The sequence below is a fragment of the Streptomyces sp. NPDC021093 genome, assembly GCF_044333135.1.
In the GTDB taxonomy this organism is placed as follows: Bacteria; Actinomycetota; Actinomycetes; order Streptomycetales; family Streptomycetaceae; genus Streptomyces.
This window is the reverse complement of sequence record NZ_JBIRQJ010000007.1, coordinates 621,332-643,003: the sequence shown is the minus strand read 5'-3', so window position 1 is coordinate 643,003 and position 21,672 is coordinate 621,332. Positions and strand designations below refer to the sequence as shown.

At 71.3% G+C, this 21,672-nt stretch carries 18 protein-coding genes; 8 read left to right on the top strand and 10 right to left on the bottom strand.

Annotation, left to right across the window (positions count from 1 at the left end; genetic code table 11):
- Positions 1 to 106: 106 nt before the first annotated feature.
- Entirely contained in the window at positions 107 to 892 is a 786-nt protein-coding gene (locus ACH4SP_RS24960; RefSeq protein ID WP_398417735.1) for an ECF subfamily RNA polymerase sigma factor, BldN family, read from the bottom strand.
- 389 nt (positions 893 to 1,281) lie between these two features.
- Positions 1,282 to 2,241 (bottom strand): HAD family hydrolase, encoded by a 960-nt coding sequence (locus ACH4SP_RS24955; RefSeq protein WP_398417734.1) that lies wholly within the window; start codon positions 2,239 to 2,241, stop codon positions 1,282 to 1,284.
- A 124-nt stretch (positions 2,242 to 2,365) separates the two neighbouring features.
- On the opposite strand from ACH4SP_RS24955, the gene ACH4SP_RS24950 reads away from it, so the two are divergent.
- From ACH4SP_RS24950 to ACH4SP_RS24930, 5 genes are all read left to right on the top strand, one after another.
- Positions 2,366 to 2,641: a glutaredoxin family protein gene (locus tag ACH4SP_RS24950; protein WP_398417733.1), complete on the top strand. Its 276-nt coding sequence runs from the start codon at positions 2,366 to 2,368 to the stop codon at positions 2,639 to 2,641.
- 390 nt (positions 2,642 to 3,031) lie between these two features.
- Positions 3,032 to 3,814 carry a redox-sensing transcriptional repressor Rex gene (locus ACH4SP_RS24945; protein ID WP_398417732.1) on the top strand — a complete coding sequence of 261 codons (783 nt, stop codon included), beginning with the start codon at positions 3,032 to 3,034 and terminating at the stop codon, positions 3,812 to 3,814.
- The gene (locus ACH4SP_RS24940; protein WP_398417731.1) at positions 3,811 to 5,364 is read left to right on the top strand and encodes a glutamyl-tRNA reductase; all 1,554 of its coding nucleotides are present in this window, start codon (positions 3,811 to 3,813) and stop codon (positions 5,362 to 5,364) included. Before ACH4SP_RS24945 ends, ACH4SP_RS24940 begins: the two co-directional genes overlap by 4 nt.
- On the top strand, positions 5,361 to 6,335 hold the full coding sequence (gene hemC / locus ACH4SP_RS24935; protein ID WP_398417730.1) for a hydroxymethylbilane synthase: 975 nt from the start codon (positions 5,361 to 5,363) through the stop codon (positions 6,333 to 6,335). Before ACH4SP_RS24940 ends, hemC begins: the two co-directional genes overlap by 4 nt.
- Positions 6,332 to 8,020, top strand: coding sequence for a uroporphyrinogen-III synthase (locus tag ACH4SP_RS24930; RefSeq protein WP_398417729.1), 1,689 nt, complete (start codon positions 6,332 to 6,334; stop codon positions 8,018 to 8,020). Before hemC ends, ACH4SP_RS24930 begins: the two co-directional genes overlap by 4 nt.
- A 117-nt stretch (positions 8,021 to 8,137) precedes the next feature.
- Here the strand turns inward: ACH4SP_RS24930 and ACH4SP_RS24925 are convergent, their stop codons facing one another.
- The gene (locus ACH4SP_RS24925; protein WP_398417728.1) at positions 8,138 to 9,016 is read right to left on the bottom strand and encodes an ANTAR domain-containing protein; all 879 of its coding nucleotides are present in this window, start codon (positions 9,014 to 9,016) and stop codon (positions 8,138 to 8,140) included.
- An 81-nt stretch (positions 9,017 to 9,097) separates the two neighbouring features.
- Between ACH4SP_RS24925 and hemB the strand changes: the two genes are divergently transcribed.
- Positions 9,098 to 10,096 (top strand): porphobilinogen synthase, encoded by a 999-nt coding sequence (gene hemB / locus ACH4SP_RS24920; RefSeq protein WP_398417727.1) that lies wholly within the window; start codon positions 9,098 to 9,100, stop codon positions 10,094 to 10,096.
- On the opposite strand, the gene ACH4SP_RS24915 is transcribed toward hemB, so the two are convergent.
- The 5 genes from ACH4SP_RS24915 to ACH4SP_RS24895 form a co-directional block, all read right to left on the bottom strand.
- On the bottom strand, positions 10,090 to 11,418 hold the full coding sequence (locus ACH4SP_RS24915) for an META domain-containing protein (protein ID WP_398417726.1): 1,329 nt from the start codon (positions 11,416 to 11,418) through the stop codon (positions 10,090 to 10,092). The genes hemB and ACH4SP_RS24915 overlap by 7 nt on opposite strands.
- 64 nt (positions 11,419 to 11,482) lie before the next feature.
- Positions 11,483 to 12,424, bottom strand: coding sequence for an META domain-containing protein (locus tag ACH4SP_RS24910; RefSeq protein WP_398417725.1), 942 nt, complete (start codon positions 12,422 to 12,424; stop codon positions 11,483 to 11,485).
- 39 nt (positions 12,425 to 12,463) lie between these two features.
- Positions 12,464 to 12,979, bottom strand: coding sequence for a hypothetical protein (locus ACH4SP_RS24905; RefSeq protein WP_398417724.1), 516 nt, complete (start codon positions 12,977 to 12,979; stop codon positions 12,464 to 12,466).
- Between the two features lie 142 nt (positions 12,980 to 13,121).
- Positions 13,122 to 13,355, bottom strand: coding sequence for a DUF397 domain-containing protein (locus ACH4SP_RS24900; RefSeq protein ID WP_398417723.1), 234 nt, complete (start codon positions 13,353 to 13,355; stop codon positions 13,122 to 13,124).
- Positions 13,352 to 14,146: a Scr1 family TA system antitoxin-like transcriptional regulator gene (locus tag ACH4SP_RS24895; protein ID WP_398417722.1), complete on the bottom strand. Its 795-nt coding sequence runs from the start codon at positions 14,144 to 14,146 to the stop codon at positions 13,352 to 13,354. Before ACH4SP_RS24895 ends, ACH4SP_RS24900 begins: the two co-directional genes overlap by 4 nt.
- A gap of 152 nt (positions 14,147 to 14,298) precedes the next feature.
- Here ACH4SP_RS24895 and ACH4SP_RS24890 point away from each other — a divergent pair, with 152 nt between their 5' ends.
- On the top strand, positions 14,299 to 14,793 hold the full coding sequence (locus tag ACH4SP_RS24890) for an ATP-binding protein (RefSeq protein WP_398417721.1): 495 nt from the start codon (positions 14,299 to 14,301) through the stop codon (positions 14,791 to 14,793).
- On the opposite strand, the gene ACH4SP_RS24885 is transcribed toward ACH4SP_RS24890, so the two are convergent.
- Both ACH4SP_RS24885 and ACH4SP_RS24880 read right to left on the bottom strand, forming a co-directional pair.
- Complete coding sequence (locus ACH4SP_RS24885) at positions 14,712 to 16,097, bottom strand: META domain-containing protein (RefSeq protein ID WP_398417720.1); 1,386 nt, start codon at positions 16,095 to 16,097, stop codon at positions 14,712 to 14,714. The two genes, ACH4SP_RS24890 and ACH4SP_RS24885, sit on opposite strands and share 82 nt — an antisense overlap.
- A gap of 51 nt (positions 16,098 to 16,148) precedes the next feature.
- A complete protein-coding gene (locus ACH4SP_RS24880; RefSeq protein WP_398417719.1) occupies positions 16,149 to 17,027 on the bottom strand; it encodes an NAD(P)-dependent oxidoreductase in 879 nt (292 codons plus the stop codon).
- Between the two features lie 278 nt (positions 17,028 to 17,305).
- Between ACH4SP_RS24880 and ACH4SP_RS24875 the strand changes: the two genes are divergently transcribed.
- A complete protein-coding gene (locus ACH4SP_RS24875) occupies positions 17,306 to 21,667 on the top strand; it encodes a hypothetical protein (RefSeq protein ID WP_398417718.1) in 4,362 nt (1,453 codons plus the stop codon).
- The last annotated feature ends 5 nt before the right edge of the window (positions 21,668 to 21,672 follow it).

Below are 21,672 nucleotides of genomic sequence, written 5' to 3'. Positions count from 1 at the left end.
CTTGGGTTACGGACGAAAGATGATCCGACTGCCAGTTGTGCAGGATTGCGCGCGAACTTCGACGCCCGGTGATCGAACGGTCACCGGGCGTCGTCGGGGGATGTCGCTAGCGGGCGTCGTCGGGGAGGAGCCGGGCCAGGGTGCGGACGGCCCGGTACTGGAGGGTCTTGATCGCACCCTCGTTCTTGCCCATGACACGGGCGGTCTCGGCGACCGAGAGCCCTTGCAGGAACCGGAGTGTGACGCATTCCTGCTGCTGTGGATTGAGCTTTCGCACGGCTTCCAGGAGGGCCGCGTTGGAGAGCGACTCCAGGACGGAGTCCTCCGGACTTCGCTCGACTTCATTGGCATCGAGCATTTCGCCCGTGGTCACTTCGAGCCTGAACCTGCTCGATTTGAAGTGGTCCGCGACCAGGTTCCGGGCGATGGTGACCAGCCAGGCGCCGAAGTCACGGCCCTGCCAGGTGAAGGTGGAGATCCTCCGCAGGGCGCGCAGGAACGTCTCGCTGGTCAGGTCTTCTGCCGTCGCCTTTCCGCCGACGCGGTAGTAGATGTAGCGGTAGACCGTGTCGCTGTACTGGTCGTAGAGGCGGCCGAAGGCCTCGGCCTCGCCGCCCTGCGCCCGCTCGACGAGGTCCATCATGCGCGCGCTGTCGCTGTCGGCGGTGGGCCGACGGACGGTGGACGTGCCGGTGCCCGGGCTGGCGGCGCCGCGGCTGCGTCTGCCGACAGCGGCACCGCCGTCGGCCAGGGCGTAGCAGTGGCCTGCAGCTACAGGGGTGGCAAATGCGGGGACGGCGTACGCGGTGGGGACGAAGCCGCGCAGTCGGTCGATGACCGTTGCGCGCAGCGTAGCCAGGCCCGAGGCGTCAACCCCGACGTGTGGGTACACGGGACTCCCAGAGGCAGAGCTTCCATCACGTGCAGTGCCGGACTGTTCACTCGTGATGCTGATGAATGGGTTCCGGAATGCGTCTGAGGAGAATAACGCTTCGTACAGGCAGCACTACACCCAGTTGCTCAAATCATCGTTTCCGTCGCTTCTGTTACGTCTACGGGGCGGATCAAGGAGCAGATCTTGACTAGTTGTTGATCGAATCGGGTCACGATCTGCCTGATTGCAGGATCTGTTGTGGCCGAGTGCAGACAGGACGACTGGCGGGGGCGCCCCGGGGGTAAGACCTCGGGATTGGCCGTGGGACACGGAAGGGCCGGGCCCGCCCCACTGAAGTGGGGCGGGCCCGGCCCTTGTTCGTATCGGCCGTACGGAAGCGGAAGGTGTCAGCGGCGGCGGCGGTGCAGCGCGAGGGCCGCGGCGGTGCCGCCCGCGAGAGCGCCGACGCCCGCGGCGGCCGGGATGCCGACCTTCGCGGCCTTGCGGCCTGTGCGGTAGTCGCGCAGCCGCCAGTCGCGTTCGCGGGCGTGCTTGCGGAGCTTGGCGTCCGGGTTGATCGCGTACGGGTGGCCGACCAGGGACAGCATCGGGATGTCGTTGTGGCTGTCGCTGTACGCGGCGCAGCGGGTGAGGTCGAGGCCCTCGGCGGCGGCCAGCGCGCGGACCGCCTCGGCCTTCGCGGGGCCGTGCAGGGGTTCGCCGACCAGGCGGCCAGTGTAGATGCCGTCGTGGGACTCGGCGACCGTGCCCAGGGCGCCGGTGAGGCCGAGGCGGCGGGCGATGATCGTGGCCGTCTCGACGGGGGCGGCCGTCACCAGCCAGACCTTCTGTCCCGCGTCGAGGTGGGCCTGGGCGAGGGCGCGGGTGCCGGGCCAGATGCGCTCGGCCATGTACTCGTCGTAGATCTCCTCGCCGATGGTCATCAGCTCGGAGACCTTGTGGCCCTTGACGATGGACAGGGCGCTCTCGCGGGCGTCCTGCATGTGCTCGGGGTCCTCGACGCCGGCGAGGCGGAACCAGGCCTGCTGCCAGGCGAACCGGACCAGCTCCTGGCGCTCGAAGAACTTCCGCTTGTACAGGCCGCGGCCGAAGTGGAAGATCGCGGCGCCCTGCATGACGGTGTTGTCGAGGTCGAAGAAGGCGGCGGCCTTGGTGTCGCCGGGGACCGGGAACTCGGGTTCGGCGGGGGTTTCGTCGGCGGAATCGGGCGCGGCGGCGCGGGCCGCCTCCAGCTCTTCGAGCTCCTGTGACGACTTGCGTGCTGCTTCGGCTGCAGCCTCGCCCGCCAGCACGCTCCGTGCGGTCGCGGAGCGCCTACGGGGGGTGAGCCATCCCAGTGCGGCCATGTCGTGAGCATAGCCATTCTGTTCGGGAGTTCCCGATCCGGTGGGATGCGGGGGTGTGAACTCTCCGGGTCCGGACTGTTACGGCGGCGCCGGGGGCGCGCCGGACGGCGGCCAGAATGGGGGGATGAGCCCTTTGCTGCGACGTAGGAAGAAGGAGTCCGGTGAGCGTCTCGTCACGCTGATCGGCAAGCCCGGATGCCATCTGTGCGACGACGCGCGGGCGGTCGTCGGGGCGGTGTGCGGGGAGTTGGGGGTGCGGTGGGAGGAGAAGGACATCTCCGTGGACGCGGAACTGCACCGGCAGTACTGGGAGCAGATTCCGGTGGTGCTGGTGGACGGGGAGCAGCACACCTTCTGGAAGGTGGACGCCGGGCGCCTTCGGCGGGAGCTCGGGGGGTAGGGGGCTGGAACGTGCGGGCACGTCGTGGCTGGTCGCGCCCACGCGGCGGAGCCGCACAGTGATGCGGCCCCGCGCCCCTGAAGGCGCGGCTGCGCCGGCCTCAGGGGCTTGGGGCCGCAGGGATGCCGCGTACCATCGGGGGCGGTTTGGGTTGAGTTGGGGGCTGGCTTGTGAGGAGTGTGTACCGGTTTGCCCCCGATGGGACCGCGAGGTCACCGTGCGTATTTCGGTTCCAGGGTGACGTGGCGTGAACGCGTGACCCCGGTCACTTTGCTTGGACAAATCGGACACAATCTTTGTGCACGCGTTCACAAAGACATAGCCTGCATCCGACGGGGCGGTCTTGGGACATACGGCCGCCTACAGCCCCGCTCATCCCGCAGGAGCACCGTGGCAACTGGCCGAACTCACCGACCGGCGACCCGTAGCCGAGGCATTCCCGAGGCCACCGTCGCCCGCCTTCCGCTGTACTTGCGCGCCCTGACCGCGCTCTCCGAGCGCTCGGTCCCGACCGTGTCGTCGGAGGAACTCGCCGCAGCCGCGGGGGTCAACTCCGCGAAGCTGCGGAAGGACTTCTCGTACCTGGGCTCCTACGGGACGCGCGGGGTCGGCTACGACGTCGAGTACCTCGTCTACCAGATCTCGCGCGAGCTGGGCCTGACCCAGGACTGGCCCGTGGTCATCGTCGGCATCGGCAACCTCGGCGCCGCGCTCGCCAATTACGGCGGCTTCGCCTCCCGCGGATTCCGGGTCGCCGCGCTGATCGACGCCGACCCCGCGATGGCCGGGAAGCCGGTCGCCGGGATGCCCGTCCAGCACACGGACGAGCTGGAGAAGATCATCGCCGAGAACGGTGTGTCCATCGGCGTCATCGCGACCCCGGCGGGCGCCGCCCAGCAGGTCAGCGAGCGGCTGATCGCCGCGGGCGTCACCTCGATCCTCAACTTCGCGCCGACGGTCCTCCAGGTGCCGGAGGGGGTGGACGTGCGCAAGGTCGACCTGTCGATCGAGCTGCAGATCCTCGCCTTCCACGAGCAGCGCAAGGCCGGCGACGCCGAGGCCGCCGCTGCCGCCCTGCTGCCGCCCGCCGCGCGCGGCGGCGACGCGGGTCCGAACGCGGGCCCGAACCGGAAGGGACCCGACGGCGACGTGCCCGCCGTGATGCCGGCATGAGTCTTCTGGTCGTCGGGCTGAGCCACCGCAGCGCGCCCGTCAGCGTGCTGGAGCGTGCCTCGCTCGCCACGGACGCCAAGGCGAAGCTGCTCCAGGACACCCTCGCGTCCGAGCCGGCCGCCGAGGCGACGGTGCTCGCCACCTGCAACCGCATCGAGCTGTACGCCGACGTGGAGAAGTTCCACGCGGGCGTCGCCGAGCTGTCGACGCTGCTCGCCCAGCACAGCGGGGTGGGGCTCGAAGAGCTGACCCCTTATCTGTACGTGCACTACGAGGACCGGGCCGTCCACCACCTCTTCTCGGTGGCCTGCGGGCTCGACTCGATGGTCGTCGGCGAGGGGCAGATCCTCGGCCAGATCAAGGACGCGCTCGCGCTCGGGCAGGAACTGCACACCGCGGGCCGCCTGATCAACGACCTGTTCCAGCAGGCGCTGCGGGTCGGCAAGCGGGCGCACTCCGAGACCGGGATCGACCGGGCCGGACAGTCCCTCGTCACCTTCGGCCTCGAACAGCTCGCGGCCGGGGCGCCGGTCGCCGAATGGGCCGTCGGCAAGCGGGCGTTGGTGATCGGCGCGGGCTCGATGTCCTCGCTGGCCGCCGCGACCCTCGTCCGGGTCGGAGTGGCCGAGGTCGTCGTCGCGAACCGGACGGCCGAGCGCGCCGAGCGCCTCGCGGAGATCCTCAACGAGTCGGGCGGCGCCGCGCGCGCCGTACCGATGGACGACGTGGCCGAGGAACTGACACGAGTCGACGTCGCGGTCTCCTGCACCGGCGCGACCGGCCTCGTCCTGACCGTCGAGGACGTCGCGGGCGCACTGGGGCTGCAGGCCGACGCCGCCGCACGCGCGGCCGAGTCCGGTCATGTGCCGCAGATACGCGCCGAGAGCGACCCCAACTCCCTTGAACTGCACGGCGCCTGGGCCGACAACGGAGAGCTCGCCGCGCAGGCGCAGCCCCGGGTCAGGCCGCTGGACGCCGACGGGAAGGCCGTGCGGCTCGCGCTGCTCGACCTGGCGATGCCGCGCGACATCGACGGCGCCGCGCACCGGCTCGACGGCGTGCGCCTGGTGGACATCGAGTCCCTGGCCGACGCCGCGGCCGACGCGCCGATGGCGGCCGACGTGGACCGGGTGCGCTCCATCGTCGCCGACGAGGTGGCCGCCTTCGGCGCCGCCCAGCGGGCCGCCCAGATCACCCCGACCGTGGTCGCCCTGCGCAGCATGGCCGCCGACGTCGTGACCAATGAAGTGGCCCGGCTGGAGGGCCGTCTGCCCGGCCTCGACGCCAAGCAGCGGGCGGAGATCACGCAGACCGTACGGCGCGTGGTCGACAAGCTCCTGCACGCGCCGACCGTACGGGTCAAGCAGCTGGCCAGCGAGCCCGGCGGCGCCGGGTACGCGGACGCGCTGCGCGAGCTCTTCGACCTCGACCCGCAGACGGTCGCGGCGGTGAGCCGGGCCGACGGCCTCAAGGGCGGCCCCGAGAAGGGCCCGCAGGCCGACCGAGACGACACCGACGGTGCCGAGAGTGCGAAGAGAGGGCGGGCATGACTGATGCCGCTAAGGCCGGATCGGCCTTGAAGCTGGGGACTCGGCGCAGCAAGCTCGCCATGGCCCAGTCCGGACACGTCGCCGAGGCAGTGCGTCAACTGACCGGGCGCGACGTGGAGTTGGTGGAGATCACCACGTACGGCGACGTGTCGAAGGAGCAGCTGGCGCAGATCGGCGGCACCGGTGTCTTCGTCACCGCGCTGCGCGACGCCCTGCTGAACGGCGAGGTCGACTTCGCCGTGCACTCGCTGAAGGACCTCCCCACCGCGCAGCCCGACGACCTGGCGCTGGCCGCCGTACCCGTGCGGGAGGACCCGCGCGACGTGCTCGTGGCGCGTGATGGGCTGACCTTCGCGCAGCTGCCCGAGGGGGCGCGGGTCGGTACCGGCTCGCCGCGCCGGATGGCGCAGCTGAACGCGTACGCCCGCAGCCACGGGATGAAGATCGAGACTGTGCCGATCCGGGGCAACATCGACACCCGGGTCGGATACGTACGAAACGGCGAGCTGGACGCGGTGGTTCTCGCCGCGGCCGGGCTGCGCCGGATCGGCCGCGTCGACGAGGTGACCGAATTCCTGGCCACCGACCTGATGCTGCCCGCCCCCGGTCAGGGGGCGCTGGCCATCGAGTGCGCGGCGTCCAACGCCGACCTCGCTGCCGTGCTCGCCGAGCTCGACGACCCGCAGACGCGGTTCGCCGTGACGGCCGAGCGAGCCCTGCTCGCCGCCCTGGAGGCCGGTTGCAGCGCACCTGTGGGTGCCCTGGCCGACTTCTTGGTTGACGGGCAGATTGTCAATGAAATGCGCCTGCGGGGCGTTGTCGGCTCGACCGACGGCGCCGAGCTGGTGCAGCTGTCCACTACCGGTCCCGTACCCACGTCGCACCATGGCGCGCAGGCTCTGGGGCGCGAACTCGCGTCCGAGATGCTCGCCAAGGGTGCGGCCGGTCTTATGGGGGAGCGAGCACTTTGAGCCCCACCACCACACCTGCATCCTCGGCGTCCTCGGTGTTCTCCGCACCCGGGCACGTCACCTTCCTCGGCGCCGGCCCCGGTGATCCGGGCCTGCTGACTCTGCGTGCCGTCGAGGCGCTGGCGAGCGCCGACGTGCTGATCGCCGAGCCGGCTGTGCTCGACGTCGTACGTGCTCATGCCAAGGCGGGCGTAAGTACGCCCCAACTGGCCGTAGTTGACGACTCGTCAGTAACTTCGGGCACGTCTGCGATCCGGACGCCCATGTCGTCCAAGGTCGTGGTCAATCTTGTCATGGAGGCTGCGCGCGGCGGCAAGCGGGTCGTCCGTGCGGTCTCCGGCGACCCCGGCCTCGACGGCAACGCCGCCGAGGAGATGCTCGCCTGCGCGGCCGAGGGCGTCGCCTTCGAGGTCGTCCCGGGCGTCGCCACCGCGGTCGGCGTGCCCGCCTACGCGGGTGTTCCGCTGCGGGACGCGGCCGGGGCCGACGTGCGCTTCATGGACGCCCGTACGGCGGACGAGCGGTGCTGGAGCGAGGTCGGGGCGAGCGACGCCACGGCCGTCGTCTCCACGACGCTCGACTCGGTCGCCGCGGCGGCCGGCGAGCTGGTCTCGGCGGGCCGCAAGCCCGACACCCCGATGACGGTCACCGTCGCGGGCACCACCACGCGCCAGCGCACCTGGAACGCCACGCTCGGGACCGTCGCCCAGGTCCTCAAGCAGGCGAAGGTGCTGCCGTCCCCCGATGGCCACCAGCCCGTCATAGCCGTGGTCGGCGAGCGCAGCGCCGCTGCCCAGCGCGACCAGCTGTCGTGGTTCGAGTCGAAGCCGCTCTTCGGGTGGCGGGTGCTCGTTCCGCGTACGAAGGAGCAGGCGGCTTCGCTCTCCGACCAGCTGCGTTCGTACGGCGCGGTGCCGCACGAGGTGCCGACCATCGCGGTCGAGCCGCCGCGCACCCCGCAGCAGATGGAGCGGGCGGTGAAGGGCCTGGTCACCGGACGGTACGAGTGGATCGCCTTCACGTCCGTCAACGCCGTCAAGGCGGTGCGGGAGAAGTTCGAGGAGTACGGGCTCGACGCGCGTGCCTTCGCGGGGATCAAGGTCGCCGCGGTGGGCGAGCAGACCGCCGCCTCGCTGGTCGAGTTCGGCGTGAAGCCGGACCTCGTACCGAGCGGTGAGCAGTCGGCCGCCGGTCTGCTTGAGGACTGGCCGCCGTACGACCCGGTCTTCGACCCGATCGACCGCGTCTTCCTGCCGCGTGCGGACATCGCGACGGAGACGCTGGTCGCGGGCCTCATCGAGCTGGGCTGGGAGGTCGACGACGTCACCGCCTACCGGACGGTGCGCGCTTCGCCGCCGCCGGCGGACACGCGGGAGGCGATCAAGGGCGGCGGCTTCGACGCGGTCCTCTTCACCTCCTCCAGCACGGTGCGCAACCTGGTCGGCATCGCGGGCAAGCCGCACAACGTGACCGTCATCGCGTGTATCGGCCCTGCGACGGCCAAGACCGCGGAGGAGCACGGGCTGCGGGTCGACGTGCTGTCGCCGGAGCCCTCGGTGCACAAGCTGGCCGAGGCGCTGGCGGAATTCGGCGCGGCCCGGCGGGCGGCGGCCCTGGAGGCCGGCGAGCACGTGGCACGGCCGAGCGAGCGGCGGCCGGGGTCGCGGCGGCGGCGGACCACGTAGCACCGTGTGAGAAGTGTGCGGGGCGGGCCGGAGGTTTCTTAACCTCCGGCCCGCCCCTTTCTCGTACTTCTCGTGCTTCTCGTGCTTCTCGCACTTCTCGTACGTACGGGGCCTGGTTCAGCGGCGTCTGGAGGCGGTGCCGCGGCGGCGGGTGCCCAGGGCGTGGAGGTACTCCAGGGCGTCGAGCAGGACCGTGCGGTTGTACCAGGCGAGCCACTGGCCGGCCTGGGCGCCGAGCTCCGTCATGGCCGCGCTCTGCGCGGTGGTCATCGCCCTGACCGGACTCTCCATGTGCGCCGAGACCATGCCCAGGCAGACCCCGGCCGGGGTGAACAGCGGTGCGCTGTGGGAGGCGCGGCTGCCCGCCTCCAGGATCGCCCGGCGGGAGGGCTCGTCGAGGAGCGGGTCGGACTCGATGTTCCTGATGGTCACCTGGGAGACGATGCGGGCGGCCTCGGCGCACGAGGTGCCTTCCTCGCCGACGTGGGCGAAGAAGTCGACGAACTCCTCGGAGAGACCGGTGTGGTGTTCGAGGCGCAGGCCGCCGCGCACCCGGTCGGGGAGCTGCACGTTGCCCATGTCGGTGCCGGTCACGGCGAGCAGCTGGCTCAGTACGGAGCGCAGGACGGTGCCCTGGTGGAGGGCGTCGCCGTTCGTGCGGCGGGCCGCCTCGTAGGTGAGCGGCGGGGCCGGGAGGCGGGTGCGCCGCGGGAACCAGAGGGGGTGGTGGCACGGGTCCGGCTGCGGGGTGCGGATGACGGCCTCGACGAGCAGCCGCATGCGGACGTTGTGCTGTTGGGAGGCGCGCTGGAGGAGGGCGAAGGCGGATTCGCCGTCGGGGAGGGTGTAGCGCTCCTGGAGGATGCCCTGGGCCTGGGAGATGAGGGGGTGGGTGTGGGCGCGGGCGCGGAGGTGGCGGAGTTCGGCGTGGAGGCGGGCCAGGTCGGGGTGGGGAGGGGGTTGGTGGTCGGTCTGGTGGTCGGTCTGGTCCGTCACGGTGATTCCTTTCGGTGTGGGTGGAGGGGGACCGGCAGGGTGTCGGTAACGGGGGGTGCGGGGCGGGTTTAGCGTGGACGTATGACTGACTACGGATCCTTTCCGGGGGCGCGGCCCCGCCGACTTCGGACGACGCCTGTGATGCGGCGCATGGTGGCGGAGACGCGGCTGCACCCCGCCGATCTGATCCTGCCCGCGTTCGTGCGGGAGGGCATCAGCGAGCCGGTGGCGATTTCCGCGATGCCCGGGGTGTACCAGCACACGCTGGACACCTTGCGCAAGGCGGCAGTTGAGGCCGTGGCGGCAGGGGTCTCCGGGATCATGCTGTTCGGCGTGCCCGAGGACGCGAAGAAGGACGCGGCGGGGACGGCGGGGACGGACCCGGACGGGATCCTTCAGGTCGCGCTGCGTGCGGTGCGGGAGGAGGTCGGCGACGACCTGGTGGTCATGTCCGACCTGTGCCTGGACGAGTTCACCGACCACGGGCACTGCGGAGTGCTCGACGCGGAAGGGCGCGTCGACAACGACGCGACGCTGGAGCGGTACGCGGAGATGGCCCAGGTGCAGGCCGACGCGGGCGCCCACGTGGTCGGCCCGAGCGGCATGATGGACGGTCAGGTCGGCGTCATCCGCGATGCGTTGGACGGCATCGGGAGGGAGGACGTGTCGATTCTCGCGTACACGGTGAAGTACGCGAGCGCCTTCTTCGGGCCGTTCCGGGAGGCCGTCGGGTCCTCGCTGCAGGGCGACCGCAAGACATACCAGCAGGACTACGCCAACACCCGTGAGTCGCTGCGGGAGTTGGCGCTGGACCTGGCGGAGGGCGCGGACATGGTGATGGTCAAGCCGGCCGGTCCGTACCTCGACATCCTCGCGAAGGTCGCCGAGAGCTCGGACGTACCGGTGGCGGCCTACCAGATCAGCGGCGAGTACGCGATGGTCGAGGCCGCCGCCGAGAAGGGCTGGATCGACCGCGAGCAGGCGATCCTGGAGTCGCTGACCGGGATCAAGCGGGCGGGTGCGCAGATGATCCTGACGTACTGGGCGACGGAGGCGGCACAGAACCTCTCGCGTCAGTGAGGTAGTTGGGCGGGGGCTTGCGGGCGGGGCAGGAGGCGGAAGTCCTGCCCCGTCGCCGTGGACTTGGCGTCCCAGCCGTCGCCCCGTGCGTCGCGGGCGTACGTGAAGCCCGAGCCGATGCGGGTGAGGAAGTCCCGGCCGGCCGTTCGGTCCCGGTCCGAGCAGGTGGCTTCGTCCGCCGTCACCTCGACCAGATCCTGGATCCGCACCCGGTCGGGCGTGATCCTCGCGCGTGCGGCGAAGACCTCGCAGCCGGTGTGGCCCAGGAGGTACCCCTCCTCGTCGATGTGGAAGTACGGGGCCGGTGCGCCGCCGGAACCGGCGGACGGCACCGTCCAGGTGGCTCCCGCCAGGTCGTCGTCGGTCGCGCGGTCGGCGGGATCGGCGGGCCGGGGGACGGGCCCTCCCGCCGGGAGGGGGCGGCCCGGCGTGAACGAGGCGAAGGGCTTGCTGCCGTCCTCGCGCCCCTTGAGGATCAGCATCCGGAAGCGGTGGGTGTAGTTCCAGCGGCCGTCGAGGCGCCCCAGGAACTTCTTCTCGTACGCCCGCTGCTCGTCGGTGGTGCAGGAGGACGGGGCCTGCCGGGTCAGGCCGGAGAAGTCGATGGTGTGGTCGGCGGCCGACACCCGGGCCCGTGCCGTGAACCGGCGGCAGCCGCCGAAGCCGCGTACCGTGCCGTCCTCCTCGATCCAGAAGTACGGCGCCCGGTCCACTGGCCGGACCGGGGTGTCGGGGAACCACTTGGTGCCGGTGACCGGGCCGATCTGCTCCGGGGTGAGGGGCGCGCTGTCCGATGCGAACCCGCTGGATTCCAGGCCGGCGCTGTTGCTGATCTCCATGCGGGAGCCGTCGTACACCGTGTAGCTCATGTCCGGCTGTTCCAGCATTTCTTTCCAGCCGGACTGGGCGAAGGGAGGCTCCTCTTCAGGGCACTTGTTCTCCCCGACGGCGGTCAGGTTCTTGAAGACGATCTTCTTGTCGAGGGGGGCGGGGAAGCTGACACGGCCGGTGAAGTCGTGGCAGCCCGTGCTGCCGGACACCGAGTGGTCGTCCGCGATGGTGAAGTGCACGCCCTCGATGGGAGGGGACCAGTCGCCCTGGCCGTTCGTCCGGTTGGAGACGACCCACTTCCTGCCGACCAGGGGAAGCGGGCGGCCGGGTTGAAACACGGTGCTGGTGAAGGGAGTTGAGGCGGCCGGTTTCACGGGGCGGGGGCCGGAACCGGGGTCGTCGCCGGTGTTGCACGCGGTGGTGGCGAGCAGGGGCAGGAGTATGAGGGCGGCGGCGGGAGGGCCGATTTTCCGGCCGGGTGGGCGGGGCATCGTCGGATGGTAGCGAGTCGGCCGAGACCAACTCGCTTGAATTCGGCGGGGGTTGTGGCGTGACTCACTTCTTGTGGCGCAGGTGCAGTGTGCCCTCGTCGCCGCCGCTGAGGTCGAGGGCCCGGATGTCCGCCTGGTAGGTCCAGCTGAAGATGCCGTCGGTCAGCTTGTAGAACCCGGCGTCGAACTTGCCCATGGCGGAGGCGGGTTCGGCGTCGCACGCGCCGCCGTCGCGTCGTACGCCGGAGAACTTGACGGTGTCGTACGACTCCCCGTAGGTCCAGGTGCCCTCGAACTCCGAGCAGCCGGTGTCGCCCGCCACGGACCCGTCCTTGCCGAACTCGATCCACGGCTTGCCGCCGGTCCGTTCCGCCAGAACGGTCTTCGAGTTCCCGTCGAAGCCCGTCACCACGGCGTCCATCGACCACCTCTTCTGGTCCGTCAGGAGGGTGGGGGAGTGGGGTGCGGCCTTGATCGCGATGGTTCCGGTGCTGTAGGGGTCGCCGTCGGGGTCCAGGTAGAAGTCGCCCGTGTCGATGGTGCCCCGGTAGTTCAGCTCCACGTCGGTGAGTTTGGAGTGGAGGTTCTCCTCCCAGCTCTTGTCGTCGTTCGAGCAGGGCTTGGCGGCGCCCTCGGGTTCGTTCGGCTCCCTGACGAAGTCCGTGAACACGACGGTGTCCTTGCCCTTCCACCGTGCCCGGCCCGTGAAGTCGTGGCAGCCGAGGTTTCCGCGTACCGAGTCGTCGTCCTCGATGAAGAAGTACGAGTGCGGGATCTCGGGGCCCTGGTCACCCTGCTGGTTCGTCGTGTGCGTGACGTACCAGCGGATGCCCTTCGTGAGCAGGCCGCCGTTGGCCGCCTGCGGGGAGGAGGTGGGGGTGAGTACGTGGGGGACGGGGAGGGGGTCGCCGCTGCCGGTGCCTGTGTTGCCGCTGCAGGCGGTGAGGGCGAGCAGCAGGATGGCGGGTATCAGCAGGTGGCGGGGTCTGCGTGTGAAGAGGGACATGGGGCCAGAGGGTGGCACATGCCCTCCGCCGGCTGGCCGTCAGTGCCAGCGGGGGCGGTCGCCGGGGGCGGCCTGGCAGGTGATCGCAGTGCCGTTCGCGTCCACCGTGCTCACGCCGCGCAGCCTCTTCGGGCAGAACTGGCCGGCCTCGTAGTGCCTGCCGCTGGGGGAGAGGATCGCGCCGCTCGCCGGGGCCGGATCCGGAGCCGGGGCCTTGGTGCGCTTCGGCGGCTTCGGGGTGTGGGTGCGCTGGGGGGCGGGCGGCTCTACGAGGCGGAGCGGGGGCGCGGGGGGCGCCGGGGGCGCCGGGGGCTTCGGTGTGGCAGCGGAAGGTGTCGGTATCGCCGTGGGCGTGCTGGTCGCGGTCGCGGTGGGGGTCGGCGTCGGGGTCGCGGACTCGGTGGGGGTCGGCGATGCCGTGGCCGGTACGGACGGGGACGCGGAGCGTACGGGCGCCTTCGTGGTGTCCTGGCAGCCGGTGACCAGCAGCGCGGCGAGCAGGGCCGTGCCGGGCAGGGCGAGGCGGCGTACGAAGGTGGACGTGCGCGGAGACATGCGGGGCCGATCCTGGGCTGGGGTGGGGAGGGTCAGTCCCAGGTTCGTACGGGGCGGGTGGGGAAAGGCGTGCCGTTCGGCCCGTTTGGAGCGGCCGAAGGCCCCGGATCGGCGGGGCTTTCGGCGGGGTGCGGCGGGACCTTCAGACCGTACGGGCGAAGGCGGCCCAGGCAGTGGGGGTGAGGGTGAGGGTGGGGCCGTCGGGGTTCTTGGAGTCGCGGACGTGGATGGCGGTGGGGTGGGTGGCGATTTCGACGCACTGGCCGCCTTCGTCGCCGCTGTGGCTCGACTTGCGCCAGTCGTAGGCGATTTCGAGGCACTCGCCGCCGTCGCTGCCGCTGTAGCTCGACTTGAACCAGTGCAGTGTGGTGGTCATTCTTCTCCCAGCAGCTCGTCCAGCCAGGCCTTGGATCTCTGGGGTGTGAGGGCCTGTGACCGCAGCATTGCATATCTGCTGGCGAGGATGGATACGTCGTCCGGAACGGAAACCCACTGGCTGCCGCGCTGAGTTTCGGTGTACGCGATGTGCTGGTGATCCGGGGTCTCCATGAGGACGAACGGCCCGTCTAGGGCTGCGTGTTCGGCCGACGCGAGGGGCAGGGCCTGGACGGTGACATTAGGGAGGTCCATGCAGGCGCGTACGTGCAGCAGTTGCGTCCGGTGATCCTCCCTGTTCGTGCTCAGGGTTAGGCGGAGGACTGGTTCCCAGATGACGTAACTCACCTCGGGCGGGTCCTCGGCGTACAGGATCTTCTGCCGTTCGATGCGGGCCGTGGTGAGCGCTTCGATCTTCTCCGGGGTATAGCCGGGGACGCGGTTGTGGAAGACGTTGCGCGCGTACGACTCGGTCTGGAGCAGGCCCGGGAAGACCTGGTTGGCGTACAGCGAGATGGTGATCGCTTCCTGTTCCTGGGCCATGAACTTCTCGGCCCAGAGCGGGAATTGGTCGACCTCTGGCATGTTGTCCACGCCTGCGGCCAGCGTCCCTTTGGTGTCCAGGACGGCGTCGAGGATCTCGGCTAGTTCGAGCTGGAGGAGCCTTCGGCCCTGCTCGATCGAGGCGATGGTCTCTTCGTCGGCCGGTACGTCCGGGTGCTCGGACAGGGCTCGTTGGGTGTATCCGGCCGCGCGGCGGGCGGCGCTGAGTTGCTTGCCCACCATTTTCATGGCGGACGTGTTCTTCCGTGGACGCCTACCGGGGCTCATGCTCATGAAACTCCCCATACCGTACGGGACTTGACCCTGTGCGCGCCCGTACAAAAAAGGTGTACGGGTGCATGCCGTGTACCACGGTAGTTACTCTCCGCAACTCTCGTCCCGTGAACGAGACAACACAGGCGGCCCAACCGCCGCTGCTGCGAGAGAAGTGGTTCCGCCGGGACCGCAGGTCCGTCCCCGCCGCGCGGGCGTTCGCCCGCTGGGCGCTGGAGGACTGGTCCATGCGCGCGCTCGTCGACGACGTACTGCTGTGCGTCAGCGAGCTCACCACCAACGCGTTGGAGCACGGCGTCCCGCGGGGACGCGGGTTCCAGCTCCGGGTACTCGCCGAGAGTGATCTGCTGCGCATCGAGGTGCACGACAGTGGTGGCGGGACTGTGGCGGTCGGGCGGCCGGAGCTGGAGTGCGAGTACGGGCGCGGGCTGCTGCTCGTCGGGCTGGTGGCCGACCGGTGGGGGGTCGGGGAGCGGGAGGTCGGGAAGGTCGTGTGGTGCGAGTTCGAGGGGGACGGGGGTCAGGAGGTGGTGAGGGTGAACCCCGGTGTGCCGTTGAGGGGTTCGGCCCTCCAGCCCGTACCCGACTCGTCGCGTTCGTAGCGGAAGCCGGAGGCGAAGCGGGTCAGGAACTCGTGGCCTGCGGTCCGGTCGGGTTCGGAGCAGCGGGTGCCGTTCGTCGTCACCTCGGCCACGTGATGGACGGTGACCCGGTCGGCCGTGATGTTCGCCTGGGCGGTGAACGTCTCGCAGCCGGTGTGGCCGATGGCGAAGCCCCGTTCGTCGATGCGCAGGTAGGCGCCGGGGGCGGGGGCGATGCGTTCGCTGCCGGAGCCGGAGGAGTCGGGCTTCGGGGCGAGGGAGTCCACCGTCCAGCGGGGGCCGGTGAGTTCGTGGTCGTCCTGCCATGTGTCGGCCGGTGACGCAGGGGGTTCAGCGGTCTCCGGCGGACCGGGGGTGTAGGCGAAGAAGGCCTTGTCGTCCGACGTTCGGCGCATGAAGACCCGGTGGAAGCTCTGCTCGTACTTCCACGTCTCGTCGAACTTCCGGAGGAAGGCCTTCTCGTACGTCCCTTCCTCGTCCCCGCAGCTGCGGGGGCCCTGCGTCTGCGGACCGGAGAACGTCAGGCGATGAGTGGTGGTGTCGGTCTTCGCGCGGGCCGTGAAGGGGCGGCAGCCGGTGTGGCCGCGTACCGTACCGTCCTCCTCGATCCAGAAGTACGGGGCCGTGTCCTCGCCCACCGGCCAATTGGGCTTGTCCGGGTACCACTTGGTGCCGGTGAGGGGGCCGAGCTCCTCAGAGGTGAGCGGCGCGACCCTGGCGTTGATGTGCGTCGCGGCCAGAGCTCCCCCGGTCATGAGCGCCAGCGAGTCCTCGTAGGGGAGCTGGACGTACGTCAGTCCGGGTGTCCGGAGCGTGCTCTGCAGCAACCCTTCGAGGCTGTCGCTCAGTTCCGTCCGGCATTTCGCCTTCTTGTCGACGGTGACGTCGTGGAAGGCGATCGGGTTCGGAGTCTCGTCCGCGTGGTGCGCCTTCTGTTCCGGTGTGAGTGCGGGGAAGGAGACGCGGGCGGTGAAGTCGTTGCAGCCGGTGAACCCGCGTACGGAGAGGTCGTCGGCGATGGTCATGCGGGCGTTGTTCTCGAACCCGACTTTGCCGTCGCCGCTGCCGTCGTGCGTGTCGGTGAACTGCCAGGTCACGCCGGTGAGGGGGAGGGGTGCGCCGGGCTGGAGGTCCGCCGCGCGGAAGGCGGAGGCGCGGGTGGGGGCGGGTGCCGTTTTACGGGCTTCGGTCCCGCCGTCGCCGCCCGTGGCGCATCCGGCAGTGAGGAGGAGCAGCGCGGCGGTCACGCCGAGTGCTCGTTGTCCGGTCCGGCCGGCGGGCGGATATGCGGATGTGCGGAACATCCCTGGAGGGTACGCACAGCGTCCTGGAGCACCGGGAGCGGCCAGTGGCTGCTACCTGCTGAGGACTTCCGCGAGGCGGGAGAGGCCGTCGTGGCCGTGGCCCTCGGCGACCGCGCGGTCCAGCAGGGGCTGGAGGCCGGTGATCAGGTCGACCGGGAGGCCCTGGTCGAGGTGGGTGGTGAGGAGGTTGGGGAGGGCGGCCTGGTTGACGTTCAGGTTGGAGACGTCCGTGAGGTGGCTGTCGGTGTCGAGGGCCTTGCCCCAGTGGGCGGTGGAGGGGGCCATCGCGGCCAGCCACTGGTTCAGTTCCTCCGCGAACGGGGCGGTCGGCAGGCCCGCCGAGCGGATCAGGGCGAGCGCCTGGGTGGCGCCCGAGAACAGCCCGTACATGCCGGTGAGCAGCGCGACGTCGTACAGCGCGGCGAAGCCCGGGTCGGTGCCGACGAAACGGGTGTCGCCGAAGCGGGCGAGGGTCGGGCGGTGGGCGGTGAAGGCTTCTTCGTCGCCGCTGTAGTACACGTACGCGGCGGGGCCGCCGATCATCTCCGGGACGGCGATGATGCCGCCGTCGACGTACGCCGCACCGTGGTCCTTTGCCCAACTGGCAATCTCCCGCGCTTGGTTGGGGGTGCCGTTGGTGAGGTTGACGAGGGTCTTGCCGGTGAGGCCGCCGGACTCGGCGACGGGGGTCAGGGCCTCGGTCACGGTGTCGTTGGTGAGCAGGCAGGCGATGACGAGCTCGCTCGCGGCGACCGCGTCGGCGACGGTGGCGGCGGGGGTCGCGCCCCGGGTGGCGAGGGGGCCGGTGCGGGCGGGGGTGCGGTTCCAGACGGTGGTGGGGTGACCTGCCGTGAGGGCTGCGGAGGCGAGGGCCTGGCCCATGTTGCCGAGGCCGAGGAAGGTGACGGGGGCGGGTGTGTTCGTAGGCATGGCGGGGTGCTCCTCCGGGGAGTGGGTGCGGGTTTGGTGGACCCCTCGAAGGGGTCCTTCGAGGATGGGCGCGAGGGGTCCGGCCGATCAAGTACGCACCTATTTGTGGGTGGTTACCGCGAGGTGCGTGGGGAGGGGGAAAGTGCAGGTGGGAGGGGGTGAGGGGGCGTTGTCAGTGGGGGAACCTAGAGTGGATGCACTGATCGGGAACGGGTCGGCGGGCGGGCGGAGTGCGGCTGCTCACGGGGTGAAGTGCGGGCGGGACGGGGGCGGTTCGGGTGCTGTGGAAGATCGAGGTCGACGGGTACGCGGCGGGGCTGGACGCGGAGCTGGCGTGGGTGTTCCGCAATCCGCGGGGCGGGAAGCTGAAGCAGCTGCCCCGGAAGGTGGAGGGGCATCCGGAGCTGGCGCGGATGCGGCGACTGAAGCAGATCGCCCGTGCGCACGGGCGGGAGTGCGCGGAGCGGGCGGAGGAGTGGGCGGCTTCGGACGTCGTCGTGCCGGAGGAGCTGGCGGCGGCCGATCCGGTGTGGCGGGAGGCGCTGGAAGCGGCGGGGGTCCGGGTCCGGGACGGAGCCGGGGGCCGGGTCCGGGATGGTGCGGGGGTCCAGGTTCGGGACGGTGTCTCGGGTGAGGCCGATGAGGGGTTGATCGCGAGGGCGTACGTCCACGCGGTCAGTGGGCGGCGCCTTGTCCAGGTGATGGGGGAGGAGACCGCGCCTTACCGGGACGTGGTGATGCGGCACGACGGCTGGGAGCGGGCCGAGGGGTTCGCGACCGGGCTGTCGGGCCGCGTGGGCGATGCCGAACTGCCTTTCCCCGAGCGGGTGTTGGCCGCACACCCCGGCATGGTGGAGGTCGTGCTCGAAGCGGCGGACGGGCTGCGCGAGTGCGGGGCGTACAAGAAGAGCATCGACGCCTTCCTCAAAGGGCTGGAGAAGTCCGCGCCGGTGCTGCTGCCGGTGTTCCTCGACGCGGCGGCGGAGGCCTGTCTCGACGCCGAGTTCGGGGCGGACCCGGACGCGGCGGGGGCCTACTTCGGGCGGTCCAGGAAGGCGGAGCGGGAGCGCGGGCACCCGATGGACCAGGAGTGGGTGCGGGCGCGGTACCTGAAGTACGCGGACGCGAAGGCGCTCTCGGCCACGGCGGTGCGGGCGCGCGCGAAGGAACTGGGCGTCAAGGGCGCCTGCACGCCCGCGCGGGCGGCGGAGTTCCGGGAGCTGGTGACCCGGCGCGCGGCTGCCGCGGGCGGGGGCGACGGGGTCTACCCGCAGCTGGCGGCGGATGTGCGCAAGCTGGCCAAGGGCGCCGGGCTCGATCCGGAGGAGGAGCTCGCGGCGGTCCTCGTCGATTCGGGACTGGTGCGGGACATCTGGCTGAACAAGGACGAGTTCTGGACGGACGTGCTGAAGGGGAAGGCCTTCGACCTGGCGGTGGCGCGCGAGCCGGAGGCCGTGCGGGCGGGGGCGCTGCGGCTGGTTCCGGGGCCCTGGACGTCCTGGCAGGGACTGTGGGCGGAGCTGCTCGACCGCAGTGGCCTGATGGCCAGGCTCACCGGGAAGGAACCGGGACTGGCCGATGGGGAGACGGCGAGGTGGCTGCGCCGCTGTCTGAACTCGCTCAACGGCCGGCGCAACTGTCCGAAGCAGTGGATGTACGACCTGGCGGAGCGGCTGGCGCCACGGCTGACGGCCGACGGGGTGCCGGTGGACATCTGCTACGACCCGTCGAGCCGGGGCTGGCCGCAGGGACTGCCCCTGGACCTGGTCGACCTGCTGCTGGAGCACGGAGTGCCGGTCACGGACCCGCCGGAGCTGCTGGGCGGGTTCAGGCTCTCCTCGGTGCACGTGGAGCGGCGGCCGGAACTGCGGTTCGTACGGGCGGACCCCCGGTTCGCCAGGGAGCTGCGGGCGTTGCTGCGGGCGGGACTCGACATGCGGGGCGACGTCACCTATGGCGGCAACACCTGGTACCAGCCGCACGAGGCCAAGGGCTGGGCCGAGCTGCCGCCGCTGTACGCCCATGGGACGGGGCACGAGGTGGTGCGGGAATGGTGCGCGGCGGAGCGGGAGCTGCTGGCGAGGGGGCCCTCGCTGGAGCAACTCGCCCTGCTGCTCGGCCGGTTCGCGCACGCGGGGGCGGCGGTGGACACCGCGCTGAAGGACGCGGGGGCCGCGGAGCAGTTCGCGGCGGTGGACGTGGTGGAGCTGGTGCGGGCGGAGCTGCCGGAAGGGCCGGAAGGAGCGGCCGCGGACCGGTCCGAGGTGGCGGAGCTGCTCGCGGGAACGGCCGTGAAATCCGTCTACGCGAGCGAGCGGGCCCGGCTGGGGAGCCGGGGGTACGTGCTCCAGGTCGGGGCCAACTGTCTGGCGGGGCTGGAGCGGACGGTGGCGCAGCTGGCTCCGGAAGGGTGGAGGACGGCGGCCGCTGTCCGTGCGGAGGGCGGCGGTGCGGCCGGTGCCTCGGCTTCGGCAGGGGCATCGAATACCTCGGCTGAGGCAGGGGCGTCGGAGGGCGCGGTTTCGGCAGGGGCGTCAAACGGCGCGGGGAATCGCACGGGTGCGCACGAGCCGTCCGGGGGCTCCCACCCCCGGCCCCTCGGCAGCGGTTCCGGGGAGGGGCAGGGCGGGGGAGAGCCCGCCCTGAGCGGACTCGGTCTGGTCTGTCACCGGCTGGCGGAGCTGGCCACGGACCCGTCCGTCGCGATCTGGCGCGGCGAGCTCACGGCCCCGAGCGCCAAGTTCGAAGCGGGTCACGGCCTGGCTCGACAGCTGAAGAGCCTGCACGCCTTCACTGCCCGCCAGGCCCTGAGCCACGAGTCCCGCGGGCCGAACCGTAGCGCCGTGGCACCGGCGGTGTTCGCCGACTACGCGCACCTGCCGTTCGTCGGCGCCGCCGCCGAGCAGGCCGGCCGCTGGCGGGTCGTCCGTACGGAATGGAAGGGCGAGCGGGCCGGATTCGTCGGCGCGGCATACCGGACGGAGACCTCGGCCGCCGTCGTACTGGAGGCGTCGCCGAACCACCGGATCCTGCTCGAACACGCCCCGCGGGGCGAGTTCGGCGAAGGCGGCCCGCTGGCAGCGGGCGGCTGCGGGGCCACCTCCGCACAGCTGCTGAAGCCCCAGCGGGACGCCTCCTGGTACGCACGGTTCGCCGAGCTGTGGGCGGAACGGGGGCGGGTGCCCGCCCGGCCCGAGCTGGCCGTCGATTTCGCCGGGCGGACCGGCCTGCCGGTGGCGGACGCGGCACTGCTGCTCGTCGCGCACCTGGACTGCGACCCGTACCAACTCGCCACCGCGAACCCGGTGTTCACCACGATCGCCTGGCCGGAGGCCTGGCAGCTGAAGCGGGCGGAGGTCGACGCCGCGGCGGACGGCCTGGCCGGGCTGTTCGACCGGGCCGACATCACCGCGCTGTACGAGCGGCTGCTGCCCGACGACCCCGAGCGGCTGTGGACCGAGGGGCCGGACGTCGAGCGGGCGGTGCGCTGGTGGCGGGAGCGGTTCGGAGAGCCGATGCCCGTGCCGATCGAACTGCTCCCGCTCGCGGGCAAGGAGTCCGTACGGCCCAAGGGAGAAGACGCGCTGCCGCGCGACCGGGGCCGGGACCGGATGTGGTGGCCCACCTTCCGGTTCAACGCGGCCGCCGGGCGGCTCGTCTCGGGGGACGAGGTGCTCGCCTCCGGGCTGCCGCCCCTCGCCGGGCCGCCCGACCTGCTCGGTCCGGTGCGGGTCGCGGCCTGGCTGGCGTACCGGACCCCGGTGGGCGACCCGGTCCGGCCGGCCGTCGGTGCGGCGATCGGCCGGCTGCGGTCCGAACTGGCGGCGGGCCCCGGCCCGCTCACCCTCTTCTCCGTCCAGTCCAACTACCTGATGGGCGCCCCCGAATCGCCCGAGGACGCGGGCCTGACCACGCACCCCGCGGTGACGGTGGAGGACGACGCCACGTACGACATGCGCAACGTCCGGGTGGACCCGGCCCTGCTCTCCGGGGCGGACGACCCGGTCCTCGACCGGCTGGACGACTACCTGGACTCGGTGCTGCCCTCGCAGTGGGTCCCGGCGAGGAACGGGCTGCCGGGCATCGCGGACCTGCGGATACTCCTGTCGCCCGAGTTCGGGGAACTGGGCGAGCAGCTCGCCGGTGAACGGGGCGATCAGCTCGCGGGGGAGCACGCGGGGGGCAGCGCGAGGGGCAGCGCGAAGGGCAGCGCGGCAGGGTGGGCACAGGATCCCGCGCGGTCGGTGCCGCACCTGGTCTCGGCCTGCGCGGCGGCCTACGGGCTGAGCGCGGACGCGGCGGCGTACTTCCTGATGCTGGCAGCGCTGCCGGACCCGACCGACCGCATGGTCAAGCAGTGGACCGGCTGGAGCCCGGCCCGCTTCAAGGCCGTACGGGAGGAACTGGCCGCTTCCGGGCGGGTGGTGCAGGTGACCAGGTCGCGCGCCGGACGCGGTCTTTTCCTGGCCGGGCTCTGGCAGGAGCGGAAGGTTCCGCGCCTGCCGCTGGAGGCCGCCAAGCTGCGGCTGCTCGGCCCGACCGCCGCCGAGCGCCGCTCCACCTCCCACATGGCGACCGTTCCGCACGGGACGGTGGCGACGCTGTTCGAGAGGTGCGCGGCGGAGCGGGGGCTGGTGTAGGCCGG

Coding starts and splice junctions, on each gene's coding strand:
- ACH4SP_RS24955 (WP_398417734.1), bottom strand. CDS start 2,241: ATGGCCGCACTGGGATGGCTCACCCCCCGTAGGCGCTCCGCGACCGCA.
- ACH4SP_RS24950 (WP_398417733.1), top strand. CDS start 2,366: ATGAGCCCTTTGCTGCGACGTAGGAAGAAGGAGTCCGGTGAGCGTCTC.
- ACH4SP_RS24940 (WP_398417731.1), top strand. CDS start 3,811: ATGAGTCTTCTGGTCGTCGGGCTGAGCCACCGCAGCGCGCCCGTCAGC.
- hemC (WP_398417730.1), top strand. CDS start 5,361: ATGACTGATGCCGCTAAGGCCGGATCGGCCTTGAAGCTGGGGACTCGG.
- hemB (WP_398417727.1), top strand. CDS start 9,098: ATGACTGACTACGGATCCTTTCCGGGGGCGCGGCCCCGCCGACTTCGG.
- ACH4SP_RS24915 (WP_398417726.1), bottom strand. CDS start 11,418: ATGCCCCGCCCACCCGGCCGGAAAATCGGCCCTCCCGCCGCCGCCCTC.
- ACH4SP_RS24910 (WP_398417725.1), bottom strand. CDS start 12,424: ATGTCCCTCTTCACACGCAGACCCCGCCACCTGCTGATACCCGCCATC.
- ACH4SP_RS24905 (WP_398417724.1), bottom strand. CDS start 12,979: ATGTCTCCGCGCACGTCCACCTTCGTACGCCGCCTCGCCCTGCCCGGC.
- ACH4SP_RS24900 (WP_398417723.1), bottom strand. CDS start 13,355: ATGACCACCACACTGCACTGGTTCAAGTCGAGCTACAGCGGCAGCGAC.
- ACH4SP_RS24895 (WP_398417722.1), bottom strand. CDS start 14,146: ATGAAAATGGTGGGCAAGCAACTCAGCGCCGCCCGCCGCGCGGCCGGA.
- ACH4SP_RS24885 (WP_398417720.1), bottom strand. CDS start 16,097: ATGTTCCGCACATCCGCATATCCGCCCGCCGGCCGGACCGGACAACGA.
- ACH4SP_RS24880 (WP_398417719.1), bottom strand. CDS start 17,027: ATGCCTACGAACACACCCGCCCCCGTCACCTTCCTCGGCCTCGGCAAC.